19 protein-coding genes are annotated in these 20,932 nt (G+C 56.2%); 11 read left to right on the top strand and 8 right to left on the bottom strand.

Going from position 1 to position 20,932, the window contains the following annotated elements:
* The first annotated feature begins 69 nt into the window (after positions 1–69).
* Positions 70–1,479, top strand: a complete 1,410-nt coding sequence (gene glnA / locus K0H79_RS17810; protein ID WP_220065979.1) for a glutamate--ammonia ligase — start codon at positions 70–72, stop codon at positions 1,477–1,479.
* 145 nt (positions 1,480–1,624) lie between these two features.
* Here the strand turns inward: glnA and K0H79_RS17815 are convergent, their stop codons facing one another.
* Positions 1,625–2,740 (bottom strand): aminotransferase class V-fold PLP-dependent enzyme, encoded by a 1,116-nt coding sequence (locus K0H79_RS17815; RefSeq protein WP_220076723.1) that lies wholly within the window; start codon positions 2,738–2,740, stop codon positions 1,625–1,627.
* Positions 2,737–3,915, bottom strand: coding sequence for a monodechloroaminopyrrolnitrin synthase PrnB family protein (locus tag K0H79_RS17820; RefSeq protein WP_220065981.1), 1,179 nt, complete (start codon positions 3,913–3,915; stop codon positions 2,737–2,739). Before K0H79_RS17820 ends, K0H79_RS17815 begins: the two co-directional genes overlap by 4 nt.
* Before the next feature lie 152 nt (positions 3,916–4,067).
* Between K0H79_RS17820 and K0H79_RS17825 the strand changes: the two genes are divergently transcribed.
* From K0H79_RS17825 to ovoA, 4 genes are all read left to right on the top strand, one after another.
* Positions 4,068–4,532 carry an Lrp/AsnC family transcriptional regulator gene (locus K0H79_RS17825; RefSeq protein ID WP_220065982.1) on the top strand — a complete coding sequence of 155 codons (465 nt, stop codon included), beginning with the start codon at positions 4,068–4,070 and terminating at the stop codon, positions 4,530–4,532.
* Between the two features lie 99 nt (positions 4,533–4,631).
* Positions 4,632–5,186 carry a zf-TFIIB domain-containing protein gene (locus tag K0H79_RS17830; RefSeq protein WP_258405428.1) on the top strand — a complete coding sequence of 185 codons (555 nt, stop codon included), beginning with the start codon at positions 4,632–4,634 and terminating at the stop codon, positions 5,184–5,186.
* A gap of 18 nt (positions 5,187–5,204) precedes the next feature.
* Entirely contained in the window at positions 5,205–5,831 is a 627-nt protein-coding gene (locus tag K0H79_RS17835) for a Type 1 glutamine amidotransferase-like domain-containing protein (protein WP_220076724.1), read from the top strand.
* Between the two features lie 223 nt (positions 5,832–6,054).
* A complete protein-coding gene (gene ovoA / locus K0H79_RS17840; protein ID WP_220076725.1) occupies positions 6,055–8,184 on the top strand; it encodes a 5-histidylcysteine sulfoxide synthase in 2,130 nt (709 codons plus the stop codon).
* A 55-nt stretch (positions 8,185–8,239) separates the two neighbouring features.
* Here the strand turns inward: ovoA and K0H79_RS17845 are convergent, their stop codons facing one another.
* Complete coding sequence (locus tag K0H79_RS17845) at positions 8,240–9,787, bottom strand: AbgT family transporter (protein WP_220076726.1); 1,548 nt, start codon at positions 9,785–9,787, stop codon at positions 8,240–8,242.
* Between the two features lie 216 nt (positions 9,788–10,003).
* Between K0H79_RS17845 and K0H79_RS17850 the strand changes: the two genes are divergently transcribed.
* The 4 genes from K0H79_RS17850 to glnG all read left to right on the top strand — a co-directional run bounded on the left by K0H79_RS17850 (position 10,004) and on the right by glnG (position 13,554).
* On the top strand, positions 10,004–10,312 hold the full coding sequence (locus tag K0H79_RS17850) for a pyrimidine/purine nucleoside phosphorylase (RefSeq protein WP_220065986.1): 309 nt from the start codon (positions 10,004–10,006) through the stop codon (positions 10,310–10,312).
* Positions 10,313–10,413: 101 nt separating this feature from the next.
* The gene (locus K0H79_RS17855; RefSeq protein ID WP_220065987.1) at positions 10,414–10,950 is read left to right on the top strand and encodes a DUF4124 domain-containing protein; all 537 of its coding nucleotides are present in this window, start codon (positions 10,414–10,416) and stop codon (positions 10,948–10,950) included.
* A gap of 126 nt (positions 10,951–11,076) precedes the next feature.
* On the top strand, positions 11,077–12,123 hold the full coding sequence (gene glnL, locus K0H79_RS17860; protein ID WP_220065988.1) for a nitrogen regulation protein NR(II): 1,047 nt from the start codon (positions 11,077–11,079) through the stop codon (positions 12,121–12,123).
* Between the two features lie 18 nt (positions 12,124–12,141).
* Complete coding sequence (gene glnG / locus K0H79_RS17865; protein ID WP_220065989.1) at positions 12,142–13,554, top strand: nitrogen regulation protein NR(I); 1,413 nt, start codon at positions 12,142–12,144, stop codon at positions 13,552–13,554.
* A 65-nt stretch (positions 13,555–13,619) separates the two neighbouring features.
* On the opposite strand, the gene K0H79_RS17870 is transcribed toward glnG, so the two are convergent.
* From K0H79_RS17870 to K0H79_RS17885, 4 genes are all read right to left on the bottom strand, one after another.
* Positions 13,620–14,165, bottom strand: a complete 546-nt coding sequence (locus K0H79_RS17870) for a porin family protein (protein WP_220065990.1) — start codon at positions 14,163–14,165, stop codon at positions 13,620–13,622.
* A gap of 312 nt (positions 14,166–14,477) precedes the next feature.
* The gene (locus K0H79_RS17875) at positions 14,478–15,047 is read right to left on the bottom strand and encodes a porin family protein (protein WP_220076727.1); all 570 of its coding nucleotides are present in this window, start codon (positions 15,045–15,047) and stop codon (positions 14,478–14,480) included.
* 181 nt (positions 15,048–15,228) lie between these two features.
* Positions 15,229–16,098, bottom strand: a complete 870-nt coding sequence (locus K0H79_RS17880) for a cation diffusion facilitator family transporter (RefSeq protein WP_220065992.1) — start codon at positions 16,096–16,098, stop codon at positions 15,229–15,231.
* Positions 16,099–16,222: 124 nt separating this feature from the next.
* Positions 16,223–16,714 (bottom strand): Spy/CpxP family protein refolding chaperone, encoded by a 492-nt coding sequence (locus tag K0H79_RS17885; protein ID WP_220065993.1) that lies wholly within the window; start codon positions 16,712–16,714, stop codon positions 16,223–16,225.
* 197 nt (positions 16,715–16,911) lie between these two features.
* Here K0H79_RS17885 and K0H79_RS17890 point away from each other — a divergent pair, with 197 nt between their 5' ends.
* Together K0H79_RS17890 and K0H79_RS17895 are read left to right on the top strand one after the other, a co-directional pair.
* The gene (locus tag K0H79_RS17890; protein ID WP_220076728.1) at positions 16,912–17,598 is read left to right on the top strand and encodes a response regulator; all 687 of its coding nucleotides are present in this window, start codon (positions 16,912–16,914) and stop codon (positions 17,596–17,598) included.
* Positions 17,595–18,956, top strand: a complete 1,362-nt coding sequence (locus K0H79_RS17895; protein WP_220076729.1) for an ATP-binding protein — start codon at positions 17,595–17,597, stop codon at positions 18,954–18,956. Before K0H79_RS17890 ends, K0H79_RS17895 begins: the two co-directional genes overlap by 4 nt.
* Positions 18,957–18,977: 21 nt before the next feature.
* Here K0H79_RS17895 and K0H79_RS17900 read toward each other — a convergent pair whose 3' ends face one another.
* The gene (locus K0H79_RS17900; protein ID WP_220076730.1) at positions 18,978–20,756 is read right to left on the bottom strand and encodes a sigma-54-dependent Fis family transcriptional regulator; all 1,779 of its coding nucleotides are present in this window, start codon (positions 20,754–20,756) and stop codon (positions 18,978–18,980) included.
* Between the last annotated feature and the right edge of the window lie 176 nt (positions 20,757–20,932).

Genomic DNA, 20,932 nt, shown 5'->3' on the forward strand with positions numbered 1-20,932 from the left:
TGCAAAAGCCACCACCGACAAAAGTAATGATAGTAAGGGAAGACCCTTTACCCTACCGGAGACTCAAGCATGTCAGTTGAAAATGTGTTGAAGCAGTTGAAAGACCTGGAAGTGAAGTTCGTGGATCTGCGCTTTACCGATACCAAGGGTAAAGAACAGCACGTGTCTATTCCAACGCATCAGGTAGACGCCGACTTCTTTGAAGACGGTAAAATGTTCGACGGCTCATCCATCGCCGGTTGGAAAGGTATCAACGAATCTGACATGGTACTGATGCCAGATGCGACCACCTTCGTGCTGGATCCTTTCACCGAAGAAACCACTGCCATCATCCGTTGTGACATCCTCGAGCCAGGCACCATGACTGGTTACGATCGTGACCCACGCTCCATCGCCAAGAAGGCCGAAGAGTACCTGCGCGCCACCGGCATCGCCGACACAGTGCTGATGGGCCCAGAGCCAGAATTCTTCCTGTTCGACGACGTACGTTTCGGCACCGACATGAGCGGTACCTTCGTGAAGATCGACGCCAAAGAAGCCGCCTGGAACTCAGGCACCAGCTACGAAGATGGCAACACAGGTCACCGTCCATTCGTGAAAGGCGGTTACTTCCCCGTTGCTCCGGTTGACTCTTCACAGGACCTGCGCTCTGCCATGTGTCTGGTACTGGAAGAAATGGGTCAGGTAGTTGAAGCTCACCACCACGAAGTGGCCACTGCCGGTCAGAACGAAATCGCAACCCGTTTCAACACCCTGACCAAGAAAGCCGACGAAATCCAGATCCTGAAGTACGTGGTGCACAACATGGCCCACGCCTACGGCAAGACTGCCACCTTTATGCCTAAGCCAATCGTTGGCGACAACGGGTCAGGTATGCACGTTCACCAGTCTCTGGCCAAAGATGGCGTTAACCTGTTTGCCGGCGACAAGTACGGCGGTCTGTCTGAAACTGCCCTGTACTACATCGGCGGTATCATCAAGCACGCCCGTGCCCTGAACGCCTTCACCAACCCAAGCACCAACTCTTACAAGCGTCTGGTACCACACTTCGAAGCCCCGGTAATGCTGGCTTACTCAGCCCGTAACCGCTCTGCTTCTATCCGTATCCCAGTGGTACCAAGCCCTAAAGGTCGTCGTATCGAGACCCGCTTCCCAGACCCAACTGCCAACCCATATCTGGGCTTCGCGGCTCTGCTGATGGCCGGTCTGGACGGTATCCAGAACAAGATCCACCCTGGCGATGCCATGGATAAGGATCTGTACGATCTGCCAGCCGAAGAAGCGGCCGAGATCCCAACTGTAGCCGAGTCTCTGGACGTGGCACTGGCGGCTCTGGATGCAGACCGCGAGTTCCTGACCAAGGGTGGCGTGTTCAGCAACGACTTCATCGACTCTTACATCCGTCTGAAGACTGCTGAAGCCGAGCGCGTGAACCGCACTACTCACCCACTCGAGTTCGAAATGTATTACAGCCTGTAATACCCTGCAAAACCGCCCCTTTATCTGCGGTCAGCAGATAAAGTAGGCGGAAAATAAAAAAGACGCCCCGGACTCAGGTCCGGGGCGTTTATTTTGGGCTTACGGCAACACAAACAACAATGTCACCGCCACCGTGCAACCCGTCTTACAGTGCACCTCGCACACACGCAATAAAGCGCTGTATATCCGCCTCATCGTTATAGAGATGCGGTGACACCCGCATGCCGTAGCGACGATTGTCGACGCTGATACTGGCCTGATTGAGGGCGGCCATCACAGCTGCAGTACTGTCACCGAATTGTAAAATGGCAGTGCCACTGCGGCTTTGCGCCTGAGAAGGGCCTGCACCATACTGGTGCAATCCATCATAAAGCATTGAAATCAAAGCCTGATTGTGCGCTCTTACCTTGTCAGCACCCAGGGAAGCAAACCAGCCAATACTGTGGGCGCCAATCACGTAAGGCGCCACAGAGGGGGTTCCACCCCAGAATCGCAACGCCGACGGATGATAACGAAAATCGTGAATATTGAATTCGAACGGGTTTTCATGGGAAAACCAGCCCACATCCACAGGCTCGCATTCTGCCAGCCGCTCGGGATGAACCCAGAGGTAGGCCGCGCCCGGCCCGGAGCAGAGCCATTTCACCGCCGAGCCAATCAGAAAGTCAGGTGCCAGCCCGGTCACTGACAAGGGCACGGCCCCCGCCGACTGTGCCACGTCCACCAGGGTCAAAATTCCCAGCTCACGACAGCGCGGGACCAGTGCTTCCACCGGTGACAAGGCTCCCAGATTGGAAAACGCATGGCTGATAAACACCAGATCCAGCCCCGGGGTTAAATACGCCTCCCAGGCATTGGCGTCTGTGATGTCGACGCCCGCGGGAATGAATTCCAGACGGGCATGGGGCAAGGCCTGCTGCAGCGCAAATCCCATGGAAGGAAAGTCTTCTTCGCACATCAGAATGCGCGCGCCGCTGGCCTTAAGCCTTGGGTGCGATAACACCAGCTTGGTCAGCGCCGACGACAAATTCACCTGTGGGCAAAAATCCCTGGCGTTACCATCAAAGAGTTTCCCCAATGCCGTGCGAAACCCTTCAACCGCAGACAACCAGTCACCCCAGGGCTCGCGCCCCGATTGGCACCATGGCTGCCAATAATCCTGCTCGAATCCCGCCTTGGCCGCTTTAAGCGGCCGACCAACCGAGTGGCTCAGCAGGTAGGTGCCATCGGGTAGAAAAAATGCTGATTTTTGGTCACTCATGACAAAGTCGCCTTTAATCGCGCCACTTCCTGCCAGGCAGTACGTATATCGCTGCGCTTGGCTGCCGCGCGTCTGTCCCTGAGTTTTTCCAGCGCCCCAATGAGCACATGCAGCGGTGGGCCACTGGCTGTCACCTTGGACATATGTTGCTGCTGCATATTCACCGACGGCTCGGCAATGTATTTGTGTACCAACTGGTCGTGATGCTGAATGGCTGTTTGGCCGTGGAGTTCACACACCTCAAGGAACAGGCGCAAATTGTCCTGATACCAGCTCTGCTCTTTGGCGCCCGTGGCGGCCAGGAAATGCTCCATCAGGCTGGTGCGGCGCATGCAGTCACGCAAAATAGCCTGATCTTCCGGCATCATATAGAGGAACTTATCCACCAGCATCTGGGAATAGGATGGCTCATTGGCGTAACAAAGCCCCAGCAGCAGATCTATCACGTTGATGCCGGCGAAATCCCCCGCGTTGGCGCCACGATACACCTGGCTGCCCACCCGGTAAGGCTTGTAGTAAGGGCGCACACAATAGAAGAAACGGTCGGTATCCAGCTCGTTGAACAGGGTGGTATTTGAGTCCATCACATCCTGCAACGCCTGACGGGCGACCTTGAGCAAGTCTGCGGTGATGGGGTGAGATACCCCCAGCGGCAGGATTTTCAGCAGCGCATCGGCCGCGCGCTTGTACGCAAGAATGCCCTTGGTGTTGTAGTCCACGAACAAACGTTCGTCGTGCAAATCGGTAAATCGCTTGTATTTGCCATCCCGGGCCAGGTTATGGGTAGTCAGGTGCGCGGTGGCAAAGCGTGGGGTTACGCCGATGGACGCACCTATGTGCATCGCCAGTGCCGAGGCCTCCACCAGCGGAGACTGGGTCTCCCGTGTTGGCTCGGTAATTTCGTGACGGCGGCAGGCGGCCATATACAGGCCCACATTGCCGAGTAAATCGAAGGCGGCATCGAAGCCTTCGTCGGTATTGCCTTCATCCAGCAGGGCGCAAATATGTTTGCGCCCCTCGGTTTCCAGCTGCGCCTTCAGATCATCACCCACGCCAACCACGTTGGCTCTATCGGTTTGCAGCCAATAGAGGTGTTCGAGTTCATTGTTCAGTTCTACAAAGCGGGTACGAAGCCAGTCATCAAAAGCTTCAACGTTCAGTGTCATGGGTTTCATTATTATCGTTCTCCATGCTCAGCCATTCGGGCAGAGCCTGTATCAGCCTAGCACAGAGAAACAGGGTATTTTCACCAAAGCCTGGCGACAAAGCGTCACTTATTAGTGATAATCAACAACAAATAAACATCCAATATCGAATTTCACTCACCATGAGCCAGCTGGATAAGAAAGACCTCGCGCTCCTCGCCGCACTGCAACGCAATGGCCGCCAGAGCATCACCGAATTGGCCGCCTCGGTAAACCTGTCTGACACCCCCTGTTTGCGGCGTATTCGTCGCCTCGAGCAGGAAGGCTATATCACGGGGTACACCGCCGCCATCAACCACAGAAAAGCGGGCTTCGAGGTAATAGTCTATGCCTCGGTCAGACTCAGCGAAAACTCCGACAGGGCCGCCGAACAGTTTGAAACTGCGGTCGCCCTGCTGCCTGAGGTCATGGAGTGCTCTGTAATTACGGGGGCCCACGATTACCTGCTCAAAATCGTCGCCAAAGACCTTCTGGCCTACGAACGTTTCGTCAAAAAATCCCTCGGAAGCCTGCCGGGAGTATCGGGTATAGAGTCGACCGTGGTACTCAAACAAACCTTTTGCCGCACAGCACTGCCATTGGACTGACCAAGCATTGCCGGTCTTGAGCGGCAACTGAAAATCCCCTAGTCTGGGAAGGCTTTTCAAATTTAACGACCCCAAGCGTAAAGCTCATACAAAGGATTGATGATGCACTGCAGCGCCTGTAAACACGGCAGCCTGGTTCCTACCCGGCTCGATAACCTCTTCTTGGCCCACCGTTGTAATCACTGCGGCGGCCACTGGGTCCTGATTGACGACTTTGTCACCTGGAAACAGGCCAACCCCGACACCGAATTTGAGGCCATTACGGCCGTAGAAGACAGTGAAGACAGCCCCATGGCGCTGTTTTGTCCCATGAGCCATACCCTGATGCGTAAGCTTAAAATCAGCACAGACACAGACCACAGGCTCGACTACAGCGCCGCTGTGGGTGGCGTATGGCTCGATAAAGGCGAATGGCCACTGCTCAAGTCCATGGGGCTTGCCAGCTGCCTGAATTTGCTGGTCACTCAGGAGTGGCAAAATCGCTTAAAACAGAGCCAGACTCAGGCCAATTTTGGCGAGCACTATCGCCGCAAGTTTGGTGACAGCACCTACACTGAACTTAAAAGGATCCGCGATTGGTTACAGGGCCAGCCAAATAAAGCCGAGCTGAAGAGTTATCTGCTGGCAGACGATCCCTACAGCACCAAACGGTAAAGGAGTAAGGAGCAATAGATGTCGCTGCTGTTACTGAGTGATACCCGCGCTGACGAAATTCGGGCCTGTCTGGGCAAATGGTTGGCTTCCATTGGTGAAAATCCCAGCGTAGGCTACCTGGCCTCCAGCGCCGACCCCACCCGGGAATACTTTCAGCCCATAGTCGAACTCTACGATAGCCTGGGCGCACAGATAACCGCTTTTGCCGAACCTATCCACGGGCCGGACTGCGAACTGTATGAGCCGCTGTTTGCCTGCGACATCATTCATCTATGCGGTGGCAACAGCTTTGAATACCTGCACCACCTTGGTGCAAGTGGTTTGGATGAGCGCCTGAAATCCTTCGCAGCGGCAGGTGGCCATCTGGTGGGCGTCAGCGCCGGAGCCATCCTGATGACACCGGACATCGCCTCAGCGGTCTACTGTGGCGACGAGCCGGTCGTACCCTTTCAAATCACACAGGGGCTGGGGCTGGCCCCCTTTGGGATCATCCCCCATGTTCAGGACAAGGCAGCGCTGGCGGCCAGCCTCAAGGTCAGTGAAACGCCCGCCGCCCTGTATCTGATGGCAGACACTGATGCCATCGAGCTGAGGGACAACGCGCTTCACACAACAGGCACACCCACTCTTATTGCGCCGGAATAACCGGTGCGGGTCTCGACCCCAAGCCTTGGGGCTAACCATTCGGCACAGGCCTTTGTGGGTGTGCCGGTTAATTGCTGAGCATTGAAAGCCATTATCGGATTACAAGGTCTATCAAGCTGATCCGCACATCCATTCTGGCCGTAATGGCTCGCTGTCATTCTCAGCACTTATATTGATTGGCACGGCTGCCGACAGCCATATCCGCACAGGGGAAAAACTTGCCATGGAATTACTGACCGCACCGCCCACGCCTTTGCTCAGCGGCGAGGACTCTCAAAGCAAACGCGCTGAAATCAAAGCCTATTTCCAAAACAGTTGGGCTCAGTATGAATCCCTGTTTTCCCTGATTTCCAATGACGATGCCTACTTTAAAAAGGCCGAGCCGCTACGCCATCCACTGATTTTCTACTTCGGCCACACAGCCACCTTTTTTATCAATAAGCTCAAGCTGGGCAAGTACATAGACGAGCGTATCAACGACCATTTCGAGTCCATGTTTGCCATTGGTGTGGACGAAATGTCCTGGGATGACCTGAACGATGCCCATTACGACTGGCCGCAGGTGGATGAGGTGCGCGCGTACCGCAATGAGGTGCGAGCCCTGATAGAAGGCCGTATCGACACCATGCCGCTGGAGCTGCCCATCGGCCAAAATAGCCTCGCCTGGGCGATTTTGATGGGCATTGAACACGAGCGCATTCACCTCGAGACCTCCTCGGTGATTATCCGCCAGCTGCCCCTTGAAGACCTGACACCTTCAATGCAGTGGCCCGAATGCAGGGATTATGGCGAGACACCGGATAATCCGATGCTCCAGGTCAAAGGCGGCGATATCAGCCTTGGCAAAACCGATGAAGATGCAACCTACGGCTGGGATAACGAATACGGCTATAGCCATCACCACATCAACGATTTTCGCGCCAGCGAAAAACTGGTGTCCAACGGCGAGTTTATGGCCTTTGTAAAAGCCGGTGGCTATCAGGAACCCAAGTGGTGGAGCGATGAAGGCAATGCCTGGCGTGAATACACCAACGCCGACATGCCACGCTTTTGGCGCCAGAGAGACGGCCGCTGGTATCAGCGTAATCTCTGCAACGAAATCCCGCTGCCACTCAATTGGCCGGTGGAAGTAAACCAGCTGGAAGCCAAAGCCTTTTGCAACTGGAAGGCGGCGACTACGGAGCGCAGTATTCGTCTGCCCACCGAGGCCGAATGGTGTTGGCTCAGACAAGAGCTTGAAGGCGATATGACCGCCATAGGCGCCGCGCCCGCCTGGCGCGAACTCCCGGGTAACCTCAATCTGGCCCACTACGCTTCATCCTGCCCGGTGAACCGTTTCCGTCAGGGACGCTTTTTCGATCTGGTGGGCAATGTGTGGCAATGGACCGAGACTGCCATCGACGGCTTCCCGGGCTTTGGGGTGCACCCGCTGTATGACGACTTCTCCACCCCCACCTTTGATGGCAAGCATAACCTCATCAAGGGCGGCAGCTGGATTTCCACCGGCAACGAAGCCATCGCCGCCTCGCGCTATGCGTTTCGCCGTCACTTCTATCAGCATGCTGGCTTCCGCTACGTGGAGTCCAGCCAATCACCGGATGAGGGCGTGAAGGTGAATGTGTATGAAACCGATGAACTGATTTCCCAGTACCTCGAATTCCATTACGGCCGCGAGTACTTCGGCGTGGCCAACTTCTGTGTCAAAGGGGTGCAGGAAGCGCTGGCCGAAATCAACCTTGAGCGCCACGCCAGGGCTCTGGACATCGGCTGCTCCGTGGGCCGGGCCAGTTTTGAGCTGGCGCGCTATTTTGATGCCGTAGATGCCATCGATTTCTCCGCCCGTTTTATCCAGCAGGCCTACGCCCTCAAGGAGCAGGGCGAGAAGCGCTACACCATTCGCACCGAAGGCGAACTGGTGGAATACCGCACCGCCTCGCTTGCCAGCCTTGGCTACAACGAGGTGAAGCACAAAATCGATTTCCTTCAGGGCGATGCGCTTAATCTAAAGCCGCGCTTCAGTGGCTATGATTTGGTGTACGCCTCCAACCTTATCGACAGGCTGAATGAGCCCAAGGCTTTCCTGGAGCAAATTCACAGCCGCATCAATACGGGCGGTTATCTGGTGATTGCCTCACCTTACACCTGGCTTGAGGACTACACCCCCAAGGCCAACTGGCTGGGCGGTATCAAGGTGAACGGTGAGAACTTCACCACCCTCGATGGCCTCACCGAGACGCTTATTCCCCACTTCGAACTGGTGGCGGTGAAGGAAGTGCCCTTCGTCATCCGCGAGACCAAGCGCAAGTTCCAGCACAGCCTGTCGGAGATGAGTATCTGGCGCAAACGCCAATGAGTCCCTGCTGATAAAAACGCCCGCGATTGCGGGCGTTTTTATTAGCTCATGTTGTCTACAGACCGTAGGTGTAGCTCGCCTGCAAGCCCAGCGGGAAGCCCAGGGTCCAGTACAGCAGCAGGAAGGCAGTCCAACCCACCAGGAACACCGCCGAGAACGGCAGCATCATGGCAATCAGGGTGCCAATGCCGGTGTTTTTCACATACTTCTGGCAATAGACCACCACCAGCGGGAAGTAAGGCATCAGAGGGGTGATGATGTTAGAGCCTGAGTCGCCCACCCGGTAGGCCGCCTGGGTCAGGTCGGGGGAGATATTCAGCTGCATCAGCATGGGCACAAAAATGGGGCCCAGCAGCGCCCACTTGGCCGAGCTTGAGCCCACAAACAGGTTCACAAAGGCGGTGAGGAAGATGATGCCGACTATGGTCACCGCACTTGGCAGCGCCAACGCCTTAAGCACCTCGGCCCCTTCAATGGCCAGCAAAGCACCCAGATTAGACTGGCTGAAAGCGGCAATAAAGAGCGCACAGAAGAAGGCCATTACTATGTAATAGGCCATGCTGCCCATGGACTTGGACATGGCATCTATCATGTCCTTACTCTTTTTGAAGGTGCCCACGTAGAAGCCGTACACGGCGCCGGGGATCCAAAACAGCAGGAAAATCAGCGGCACTATGGATTGCATCAGGGGCGCGCTGAAGTCAGACAAATTACCACTCTTGGCCCTTAACGGAGAATCCGCCGGGCTTGCCGCCAGATACAGAAGCACCAGTCCAGCCACCATCACAGCTACGGCCAGCAAAAAGCCCTGCTTCTCGCGGGGGCCCGCTTCGTCAAACCTGGGCAGGTTGGAAGTATCACCATCGATTGGGGTATTGGCCAGACGCGGCTCAATCACCTTGTCGGTGAGATACCAGCCCAGCAGCACAATAAGCAGGCTCGACGCCGAAGCAAAGAACCAGTTATTGAGCGGGTTGATGGCGATTTCCGGGTCGATAATTTGCGCCGCGCTCTGGGTAAAGCTTTGCAGCAAGGGATCCAGCCCTGAAGGCACAAAGTTGGCACCAAAGCCGCCGGACACCCCGGCAAAAGCCGCGGCAATGCCCGCCAGGGGATGACGCCCCATGGCGTAGAAGATCACCCCGGCAAGCGGGATCACCAGCACGTAGCCAGCATCGGTGGCGGTGTGGCTGACAATGGCAATCAGGATAATGGATGGCGTGAGCAGCTTGGCCGGTGTCACCTTCAGCATCATCTTCAGGCCGGTATTGATAAAGCCCGAATGCTCGGCCACCCCAACCCCCAGCATGGCCACCAGCACCACTCCCAGCGGGGCGAACGAGGTGAAGGTTTTCACCATATTGGCGAGGAATCCCGCCAGCGCATCACCGGTCAGCAGGTTGTGCACCACAATCGCTTCGCCGGTGCGGGGATCGATGGCACTGAACTCAAAGCGGGAAAACAGCGCCGACAGACCCCAAATCAGCACCATGGCCAGCAAAAATATCACCGCCGGATCCGGCAGCTTATTTCCAGCCTTCTCGATGCCATTCAAAAACTTGCCAAGGAGGCCTCCCTCCCTGGTCGCCGTGCCTGTCTCCATGCTGTTGCTCCCTTTATTGATTTTGGTTTTGTTAAATTAACCCATCATCCTAGAACAGAGGAATGAAATACAACTTAAGGAAAGTGACTTTTCCAGCAGGATCCAGACCGCTACGCAGGCCGAAACCTAATCAAATTACAGCATCAAATTATTCATTGGCCTGTAGCCGCGTTGCCCTTTATATTCGAGTAATCGCAGCTAAAGGAGAGGAAAACTATGAAGGTTTTGGAAAACGTGAACGTCGCCCTTAAGGCCAATGTGTACTTTGACGGTAAGGTTACCAGCCGTGCCATCTACGTTGGCGGACAAAAGCAGACTATCGGCGTGGTATTACCGGGCGAATATGAGTTTTCCACCACTCAGCCTGAGCAAATGCAGGTGATCAGCGGCGCCTTTGAGGTGTTGCTGCCGGGGGAGAGTCAATGGCAAACCTTCGCTGAAGGCAGCACCTTCAATCTGGACGCCGATGTCAGCTTCTCAATTCGTGCTGCAGACGTTGCCGAGTACCTTTGCAGCTATCTCTGACGTCATATTTATCCGCTGGCGTGCAGAAACACCCTGAGTTTGGCGACTTTCTGCACGCAAACCGCTATCTTTAGTCACATGTGAAACTACAGGATAGGCTTATGCGCACCTTTACCCTTCTTGGCATGCTGGCCCTTAGCTTGAGTGTTCAGGCAAATGTCTATAAATGGGTCGACAAAGACGGCAAGGTTCATTACAGCGATAAACCCCAGCCCAACGCCGAAGTTGTTGAGTTGAAAGAGACCTCCTCCAATCAAATTCGTTTGGACGTACCCGCTGCCATTCCGAAGGCAGACACCAAAGTGGAAGCCATCGAATATCAAGTATCCATTCTGACCCCCGAAGCCGACGAAACCATTCGCAACAACGAAGGTAAGTTTGAAGTCACGGCCACCGTTACCCCTGAAAAGCCAGCCAACGCCCTGTGGGTGCTGCGCATTGATGGCAAGGTATGGGGCGATGCGATGGACGTGCCTTTGTTTCGGGTCAGCGAACTGGACCGGGGTGAGCACAGCATTGAAGTGCAACTGATTGCCCGAAATGGCAAACCGATTGCATCCAGTGGCAGTAGAACCCTGTTTTTGCACCGTACCACCATGTTGCAGCAACCCAAGGCGGTTCCCATTTCGGGTAATTGATAAAATAAAAACAACTATAACAATAAGTTAATCAAACCCAACTCACGCCAACGGCCACTGCTGACACTTGCGGACTGCACCATATTGGTGCACCATATTGGTGCAGACCCAGTCAGGAAAGGCCCGATGGATACTCAAAACCTGCTCAATCACCTGGTGACCGCGGTACTGGTCATAGACTCAGGTCTAAAACCCTGCTTTGCCAATGCTGCTGCCGAGCAGTTGCTTGGCACCGGCAGTCATCGCCTCAGCGAACAAGCTCTGACCGATATATTTCAGTTGCAGGAAGTACCTGCCACCATACTGGCCGATGCGGTGCGTCAGGGGCTGGGATTGACGGTCAACACCGCCAGCCTGGTCACCTTCGATGGCCAACACCACACAGTAGATCTCACCCTGATCCCACTGGAAAATGAACCCGGCCTGAGTTTGCTTGAGCTGCGTCAGGTCGATCAGCAGCGCCGCATCCACCAGCAACTGACCCAGGATGCCCAGCAGCAGGCGGCCCAGTTTTTGGTGCGTAACCTCGCCCATGAAATCAAAAATCCCCTCGGCGGCCTGAGGGGCGCGGCGCAGTTGCTGTCCCGCGAGCTGGAAGATGAGTCACTCAAGGAATTCACCACCCTGATTATCGAGCAGGCCGATCGTATGCGCGCCCTGGTGGATAAGCTGCTGGGGCCACAAAAACCCACGGCCCACCTGCCCCACAATATCCATGAAGTCGCCGAAAAGGTGATCAAGCTGGTCGAGCTGTCCGCCCCTGCCAATATCCGCGTTATCCGGGACTACGACCCTTCCATTCCCGACATAGATTTGGACGCAGACCAGATGCAGCAGGCGCTGCTCAACATAGTGCAAAACGCAGTACAGGCACTGGAAAACGGCGGCGGCACCATCACGGTGCGCACCCGCACCAGCCACCAGGTCACCCTGGGCGCCCAGCGCCACAAACTGGTGCTGATGTTATCTGTCATTGATGATGGCCCGGGGATACCGCCGGAATTGATGGATACCCTCTTCTACCCCATGGTGACAGGTCGCGAACAGGGCTCTGGCCTGGGGCTGTCCATCGCCCACAACATCGCCAGGCTTCATGGTGGCCGCATCGACTGTGACTCTGCCCCCGGTCACACCCAGTTTGTGCTCACCCTGCCCATTAAAACCGGAAAATAGGACCCAAAAGGAGACTGCATGAGTATCAGTGAACAGGTTTGGATCCTCGACGACGACAGCTCTATCCGTTGGGTACTGGAAAAAGCCCTCAAGAGCGCACGCATCACCAGCGCCAGCTTCGCAGCAGCAGAGTCGCTGTGGCAGGCATTGGAGCTGTCGCAACCTTTAGTGATAGTGTCGGACATCCGCATGCCCGGCACCGATGGCTTAACGCTGCTGGAGCGTATAGGCCTGCATTACCCCCATATTCCGGTCATCATAATGACGGCGCACTCGGACCTCGACAGCGCCGTGGCCGCCTACCAGTCGGGAGCCTTTGAATACTTACCCAAGCCCTTCGACATCGACGAAGCCATCGCCCTGGTGGAACGGGCTCTTACCCATGCCAGCGAACAGGCACCCCAGGCCCACGCCAGTGAACCGGTCAAGGCGCCGGAAATCATAGGTGAAGCCCCTGCCATGCAGGAGGTGTTTCGTGCCATAGGTCGTCTGTCGCGTTCCTCCATCAGCGTGCTGATCAACGGTCAGTCCGGTACGGGTAAGGAATTGGTGGCTGGGGCACTGCACAAACACAGCCCCCGCAAAGACAAGCCCTTTATCGCACTGAACATGGCCGCCATTCCCAAGGATTTGATTGAATCTGAGCTGTTTGGCCACGAGAAAGGCGCCTTTACCGGCGCAGCCGGCGTGCGTCAGGGCCGCTTTGAACAGGCCAACGGTGGCACCCTGTTTTTGGATGAAATCGGCGACATGCCCCTGGATGTGCAAACCCGGCTGCTGCGGGTGCTGGCCGATGGTCAGTTTTACCGTGTAGGAGGCCACTCGCCGGTGCAGGTGGACGTACGCATTATTGCCGCCACCCACCAGGATCTGGAGCGGCTGGTGCAACAGGGTCAATTCCGGGAAGACCTGTTTCACCGCCTCAATGTGATCAGGGTGCATCTGCCACCGCTCAGAGAGCGCCGCGAAGATATTCCGCAACTGACCCGCCACTTTCTGGCCGCCGCCGCCCGGGAAATTGGTGTTGAAGCCAAGGTGCTTGCCAAAGAAACCGCCGCCAAGCTACAGCAACTGCCCTGGCCCGGCAACGTGCGCCAGTTGGAGAACACCTGCCGCTGGCTTACGGTAATGGCCTCGGGGCAGGAGATACTGCCACAGGACCTGCCACCAGAGCTCTTCAAGGACCCAGTGATCAATCATGCCGGCGCCGTGGTGGCAGGTGACTGGGAAAGTGCCCTCAGAGATATAGTCGACAGGCGTCTCGGAGAAGGGGAATCGGATCTGCTGGCCGATATGCAGCCGACCTTCGAGCGCATCATGCTCGAAGTTGCGCTCAAGCACACTCAGGGCCATAAACAGGAAGCCGCCCGCCGTCTCGGCTGGGGCCGTAACACCCTGACCCGCAAACTCAAAGAGCTTGAGATGGATTAGCAGGTCTTGAGAAGCAAAGAAAAGGGACGCTGTGTGCGTCCCTTTTTATGGCATTATGCCCAGCCTCAGAAGCGCCAGTGCAGGCCCACGCCATAGTGATCCATGCGCGTGTTGGCAAAATAATTGTTCAGTTCATCGTGCTCTGGCTCGATTTCACTGAATTCATAAAACACCCGCATGGCCAGGTTGCTGGAGAAACTGATATCCACTCCGGCGCCAAGCAGATAACCCGTGCCCTGATAGTCATCGTCCAGGCTGTCGTCACTGGCAATCACCTGATACACCACACCACCCTTGAGGTAGACAGTCACGGTATCGCTGAATGCATGGCGCACAGTGGGGGCAAAAGTCAGGCCCACGACCTGCAGGTCGACACCATCAATAAAGCTGTCTGTGCCGAACACACTGGTTTCGAGACCAAAACTCTGGTTGAAGTTATATCCGCCATAGGCACCCAGCCCCCAGGCAGATTCATCGAAAGGGCCAATCTTGTCATCGAGATTGGTGTTGCTGACGTAGCCACCGGCGTAAAAACCGAGATCTTTGGCAGCAAAGGCAGGCGAAACGGCGCACAGCATCAGGGCTGACGCCAACAGGCATTTAAGTTTCATCGGACATCCTTTTTCAGTTGAGTTGGGCATCCCTCTGTGTCTGCCCATTATTCCTTGATTTCAGCTGCCTATTTTAGCGCCTATCCCTTGAAAAAATAAACCTTTAGGTTATATCCAGCCACAGATTCGGGTTATCAATCACACCCCCGCAGGCCTGCCGCTGAGCCCTTGCCAGATTAAAAAAATCCACGGCTTATCACCCACTCGAAGGCGCTCTTCACCTTATTCCGCCTGTGAGCAGACAAGAAAAAAGGACGCCGAAGCGTCCTTATCACACCGTCCCTGGCCGGCACTTTCACCGCCGCCCTGACATCAGAACTGGTAGTGCAGTCCCAGGGAGATCTGGGAAATCTTCACGTTGTCGATTTCACCATTGTAGTATTCGTTGTCATACCAAAAACCACTGTCATCCAAATCACCACGGGTTTCATCGTAGCTCAGGCGCAGGTTCAGTTTTTCGGTCAGCGCCGCATTAACGCCCACACCCCAGGTCACGCCCCAGCCAGTGTAGTCGGCATCGAATGGACCATAGTCGACCACCACCGCCATGGACGCCACACCCACTTTGGCAAAGGCAGAGAAGGTATCATTGAAGTGGTAAGTAAATTTTGGGGTAAAGGTCAGGGCGCCGGCACCGACATCCACACCCTCTTCGCCCAGATCGCCACTGGCAAACAGGTTGGCTTCCAAACCAAACCATTCGTTGAAGTTGTAGCCACCGTAAGCACCAAAACCTACGCCATCAGAAGAGCCGTCACCGTCACCGGAGGCCTTCACCTGATTGATGGCACCACCCACGTAAAAACCGGTTTTATCGGTTTCAGCCATGGCACCTGTGCTGGCAATGAGTGCGGCCAGGGCCGCCAGTTTCATTTTGTTCATTGGATTTCCTTTCACGACATTGCTGGAGCTATGCCGGAGAATATCGTCCAAGTCTGCTGAACAATTGCTGAATGTATCAATACGTTAAGAAAAATTTATTTCACAACCGTAAACCGGGTTAACCCAAGGTTTCCTGGCAGCACAACAGAACACGCCGAGGCCACATCCACTAACACAGACGTTACACCGGGTCCTGGTGAATAATAATTTCCGCCTCAGGAATGGCATTACGAATACGCGCCGAAGTCTTGTCCGATAAGCGGTGTGCCTCGCGAAGTGGCAAGTCGCCATCGAGTTCCAGATGCAACTGAATAAAGATGGTCTGACCGGCCTGACGGGTCTTGAGGTCGTGCACGCCTCTTACCCGGGAGTCCTCTTTGGCGAGGTTAACAATAGTGAGGCGCATATCTTCATCGAGTTCTCTGTCCAGCAATGCCTGAATTGAGCGATACCCCAACCCAAAGGCTTGCTGACCGATATAGAGTGCTATCAACACGGCGAACAGACCATCGGCCCACCAGAGTCCGTACTGTGCCAGTACCAGCGCCAGCAGTACGGCACCGTTCAAAAACAAATCCGATTTATAGTGCAGCGAGTCGGCCTCCACCACAGTGCTGCCGGTTGCGGCCAACGCCTTTTTCTGCAGGGTCACCAGGGCGAGCGTGAGCACAATGGCAATGGCGGATACCCAAATACCCACGGTAGCATGCTCAAGTGGCGTCGGGCTCAGCAGCCGTTCGCCGCCATGAAACAGCAACAGAAAGGCAGACCCCATGATAAATGCCGACTGCGCCAGCGACGCCAGTGGTTCGGCCTTACCGTGGCCATGCCGGTGCTCATCGTCTGCCGGCGTCAGCGCATAGCGGATTGCAATGAAATTCACGATGGAAGCCAGGGCATCGGCGAAGGAGTCGGTGAGGGATGCCAGCATACTGGCCGAGCCGGACCAAAGCCAGGCAAGCAGTTTTATCAGAATCAGTGTCAGGGCCGTTGCCACCGCCGCGCGGCTGGCAAGCTTAACCCAGAATGCATAATCTCTTTCAGCAGACATAAAAAAGAACCACACAAGGCAGGTGGTTCTCTTATAACAAATTTTGTGCAGCTACGCCCGTTCTGGGTCGGGAAACGCGAGCCGGCGCAAGGCACCGGCCTGTCAGGGCAAGCTGTACCTTGGCTTAAAACGCTTCCTGGCGTTCTTTACGGCGCTCTTCCCGGTCGGCTTTGCGCTCGTCAAAACGGGCCTGAAACTTGGCTTTTTGCTCAGGGGTCAGCAACTGATACATCTGATGCTGCAGCTTCATGGCTTCCAGTGCGCGTGCTTCACCCTTGGCCTGACGCTCGGCAATCAGTGCCTTGGCCGCTGCTTCATCGAAGGTGGCAGCGCTCATCAGTGCTTTCATTTTTTCATGATGAGCCGTGCGGGCGGCATCATCTTTACCTTCGCGCTGGGCTTTGCGCTCGTCCTTGTGGGCTTTCATCAGCTCACGGAACTGCGTCTTTTGCTCATCGGTCAGATCCAGGCCACGGAACATATGGCGCATATTGTCCATCATGGGGCGACCTTCATGACCCCCTTCGTGGTGGGGATTGGCCATGGCAACACCACCGAGCAGCGCACTGCCGGCAACCAGCGCAATCAGACCACGTTTGATCATTAACTTGTTCATATATCACCTCATTGTGATTGGTGGGACTTGTGTGTTTCGACAATTCCCAGTGTATTGTGGTCAATGTCAACGAGGGTGTCGGACGGGTAAAAAAGTGTAAAGATGAGCACCGCCTGCTTCTTTACACAGACTTACAAAGGTAAAACACCCATTGACGTACGGCTGGTTATACTGGGAGTCCTGATCCCGGAGGTTAAATGAATCATTTGTTGCTTGTTGATGACGATCCAGGTTTGTCTGAGCTGTTAAAAGAATTGCTGGAGCTGGAAGGTTTTGTCCTCACCCTCGCCCACGATGGCGCCGAAGGACTCAGCAAAGCCGTCAGCAGCCACTTTGATCTCATTCTGCTGGATGTGATGCTGCCGAAATTGAATGGCTTTGAAGTGCTTAAGCAGCTACGTAACCACAAGCAAACGCCGGTGCTTATGCTTACCGCCCGCGGTGATGATATCGACCGGGTCGTGGGGCTTGAAATCGGCGCCGACGACTATCTGCCCAAGCCCTTCAACGACCGTGAGTTGGTGGCCCGCATCCGCGCCATTTTGCGACGGGCTCAGCCGGGCACGTCGCAGAGTCAGGTCCAGGAAGAGATACAACTTGGTGACCTGAAGTTGGACCCCAGCCGCCAGGAAGCCTGGTGCGCCCAGAGCCTTATCAACCTGACAGGTACCGAATTCGCCCTGCTGTTACAGCTGGCGTCCCAGGCGGGCGAGCTGGTGAGTAAAGAAACCCTGAGTGAAACCGTACTCGGCAAGCGCCTGATGCCCTTTGACCGCAGCCTCGATATGCACCTGTCGAACCTGCGCAAAAAGCTGCCCGAGCGCAGCGATGGTCGCCCCAGGGTAAAAACCATCCGCGGTAAGGGATACATCTGGCTGAAATGAACACCCACACCCTGCCCAATCGCCTCTTTATCAAACTGCTGCTCGGCTTCTGGCTGTGCAGCTCTGTGGTGCTGGTTGCCGTTGGCAGCCTGCCGCTGCTGCAGCAGCGGCAGGAATCCACCCCTATCCCCAAAGAGCTGCAACAGAGTCTGGATAAGATTGCCAAGGCGATTGAGCGGGAGCCCGAACTGATGGAGCCAGAGCGGATGCGGCGCTGGGAGCGTTCGCGTCACGCCGATGGCAAGCCCATGCGGGTGTTTATCACCAATGAGGAAGGCCGTATTCTCGGGGAACGCCAACCCCGCTCCCTGCGTAAATTTATTTTGCTCGCCGAAGAAGCCGAGCGCCCCATCTTGTACCAGTTCCGCGACGAAATGGTGTTTGGCCCCAAAGAGTTCCATGTCGACGGCAAGGAATACCGCCTCTATGGCCGGGTTCCCGGGCAGCATCCCCGGCCACTGTTTTTGTTTTTTATCGAGCACAAACTGCTGACGCTGGGGCTGGCGGTGTTGGTCTCGGGTCTCCTGTGCGGCCTGCTGGCCTGGCACCTTGGCAGACCGCTTAAGATGCTCAAACAGAGCGCCGATGCCCTGGCCCGGGGCGACCTTGGCAGCCGGGTCGATAAAGCCACCCTGAATCGCCGTGATGAACTGGGCCAGCTTGGGCATGCCTTTAACGCCATGGCTGAAGCCATAGAGCAGCAGGTCAATAATCAACAGCGGCTGATGGGGGACATCAGCCACGAGCTGCGCACCCCACTGACCCGGCTGCAACTGGCGCTGGCACTGGCGCGCAAGCGCGGTCAGGACAGCAATGAGCTTAGCCGTATTGCCCACGAGGCCGAGCAGCTCGATGCCCTGATAGCCGAGCTGCTGACCCTCTCCCGGGTGACCATGGGCGCCACCGAAGCCAAAGTTGACTGCGAACTTGCCGAGACCCTCGGCCAGGTGTTGGATGATGCGGAATTTGAAGCCAGCGAGTGTGGCAAAAATCTGGCCATTGAGATGGACGACAACCTGCGCCTGAGCCACTCCCCCAAGCTGCTGGCGAGGGCGGTGGAAAATCTGCTGCGTAACGCCATCCGCTACGCCAAGCTGCAGGTCAGTCTGACGGTGGCAGACTCGTCAACTCAGGTCGAGATCCAAATCTGCGACGATGGACCCGGCGTGGCTGAAGCCGAACTCGAAGCCATCTTCCGTCCTTTTTATCGCACCGATAAGTCCCGGGAGCGAGAAAGCGGCGGCTGGGGGCTTGGCCTTGCCATTACCGCGGCGGCCATTGAAGCCCAGGGCGGCAATATCAGCGCCCAAAACAGGCCAACCGGCGGCCTGTGCGTGACGATTCAATTACCGCGTTAGCAGCTTGCGAGAGGCTTTCCGCTAACTGTCGGTGCGCTTAAGGCTGCGGTAAATCAGGTTGCGGCTTACCCCAAGGCGGCGAGCCGCTTCACTGATATTGCCGTCGCACTCAGAGAGCGTTGTCTGAATACGGCCATCAAGCCCGGCCTTAAGGCTCGGCTCAGGAGCTGATTGCACCTCTTGGCCCTGCATCAGTGTCCGCCTGTGGGCATCACTCAAGTGCGCCTCACTCAGTTCGCGATCCCCTTCAGCCATCAGGCAAGCCACCTGCATCAGGTTATCCAGCTCCCGAAGGTTCCCCGGCCAGCCATAGGCCTCCAGCAATGCCAGTAACTTCGGGCACAGCCGCTGCTCATCCCCCGGCGGATTGACCCGATACTGGCGGTGAAGCTTGTGGATCAGCCGCGATTTATCTGTCCGTTGCCTCAGAGGCGGCAGGCTGACCTGCAGACCGTTGAGGCGAAAATACAGGTCTTCACGAAAACGGCCATCACGCACCATGGTAGCCAAATCCATGTGGGTAGCAGCCACCACCTGAATGTCCACCCTGTGGCTTTTAAGGCCACCCACAGGTGTCACTTCCCGCTCCTGCAGTACCCGCAACAACCGGCCCTGAGCCGCCAGCGGCAGCTCACCGATTTCATCCAGAAACAGAAAGCCGCCATCGGCCTGACGCACCTTGCCAAGGTGCCCCTGACGGGCTGCGCCGGTAAAGGCGCCGCCCTGATAACCAAAGAGCTCGGCCTCAATCAGCTCGGCGGGCAAGGCAGCACAGTTAACCGCCACCAGCTCACCATCGAGGCGACTGTCCTGATACAGCTGGCGCACGAAGTGCTCTTTACCCACCCCGGTTTCCCCCTGCACCAACAGCGGGATCTTGCGGCTAACGACCTTGCGCGCCTGCTGCCAGGCGGTTTCCAGCTGTGGGTCGTGGAATCGCAGCGGCTTGATGCCATGCAAACCGCTGGCTTTATTGGTTGGAATCGACAAGGCGCCCTCGCCAATGGCCGAGGTGGCCAGATGCAACTCGCCGCGAAGGCACTGCGCCTGCTGTGCCTGCCAGTCATCCCCCAACAGCTCGCCCAGTTGCATACCGGGCGAGGCGCCGCCAAGGTACTGGCGAGCCATGGGGTTAAGCCCAAGCAAACGGCCATCGTCATCGGCAATCAGAATGCCCTGCCAGCCGGAACTGAGCAGTTGCCGACTGGCGGCCAAATCCACCCGAAAACGGCCACCGGGCAGCGCGCACAGAAGCGCAGTTTCCACCTGCTGCGCCAGGCTGGAGATAAGCAATAAGGTTTGTTGGTTGTGCTTAAGCCGCTCGGAGGTGATGTCGAGGGCACCAATCAGCTCGCCGGATGGCGAAAAAATCGGGCTGGCGGTGCAGCTCATAAAACGGTGGGGGCGGCAAAAGTGCTGCTCACCCACCACTGAGAGGGCTTCTTTGGCCTTAAGCGCTGTGCCTATGGCATTGGTACCCTTGTGCTCTTCGAGCCAATTCACGCCGCAGTCCAGCGCCACGTTGGCGAGCCGGTCGGAGTAGCGTGACAGTCCCCAGTGGCGCAGCACGAAGCCTTCGGCGTCCGACAAAATCAGCCGGCTGTCGGTGTGGGCCATCAGACGGGTAAACAGCGGCAGGGCTTCGGATTCCACCAATGCGATAAGCTGACGGTGGCGCTCACAGCGCTCATCCAGTTCGACCCGGGAGAGTTTAAGTTCCCCGGGACGGGTTTCACTGAGACCGGCGCCTTCACTGCGACGCCAGGAGTCGGCAAGCCAGGGCTGTACGGCAGATTTCATCTGTGTGCTCCTGTGTTCCGTTTCGGCACAGTCACTTATAACAACTGTACCAAGGCGCAACAATGCGACTTCGGTCGCCACGCCAATCCCTCGGCCGACCCGCTGCTGCGTATATTCGAAAATAAGATTTTCATCATACTGTTAGGCCGATTTAACGACAAGTTGAACAATTATGG

This window comes from Shewanella sp. FJAT-52076 (assembly GCF_019457455.1).
GTDB classification, from domain to species: Bacteria; Pseudomonadota; Gammaproteobacteria; order Enterobacterales; family Shewanellaceae; genus Shewanella; species Shewanella zhangzhouensis.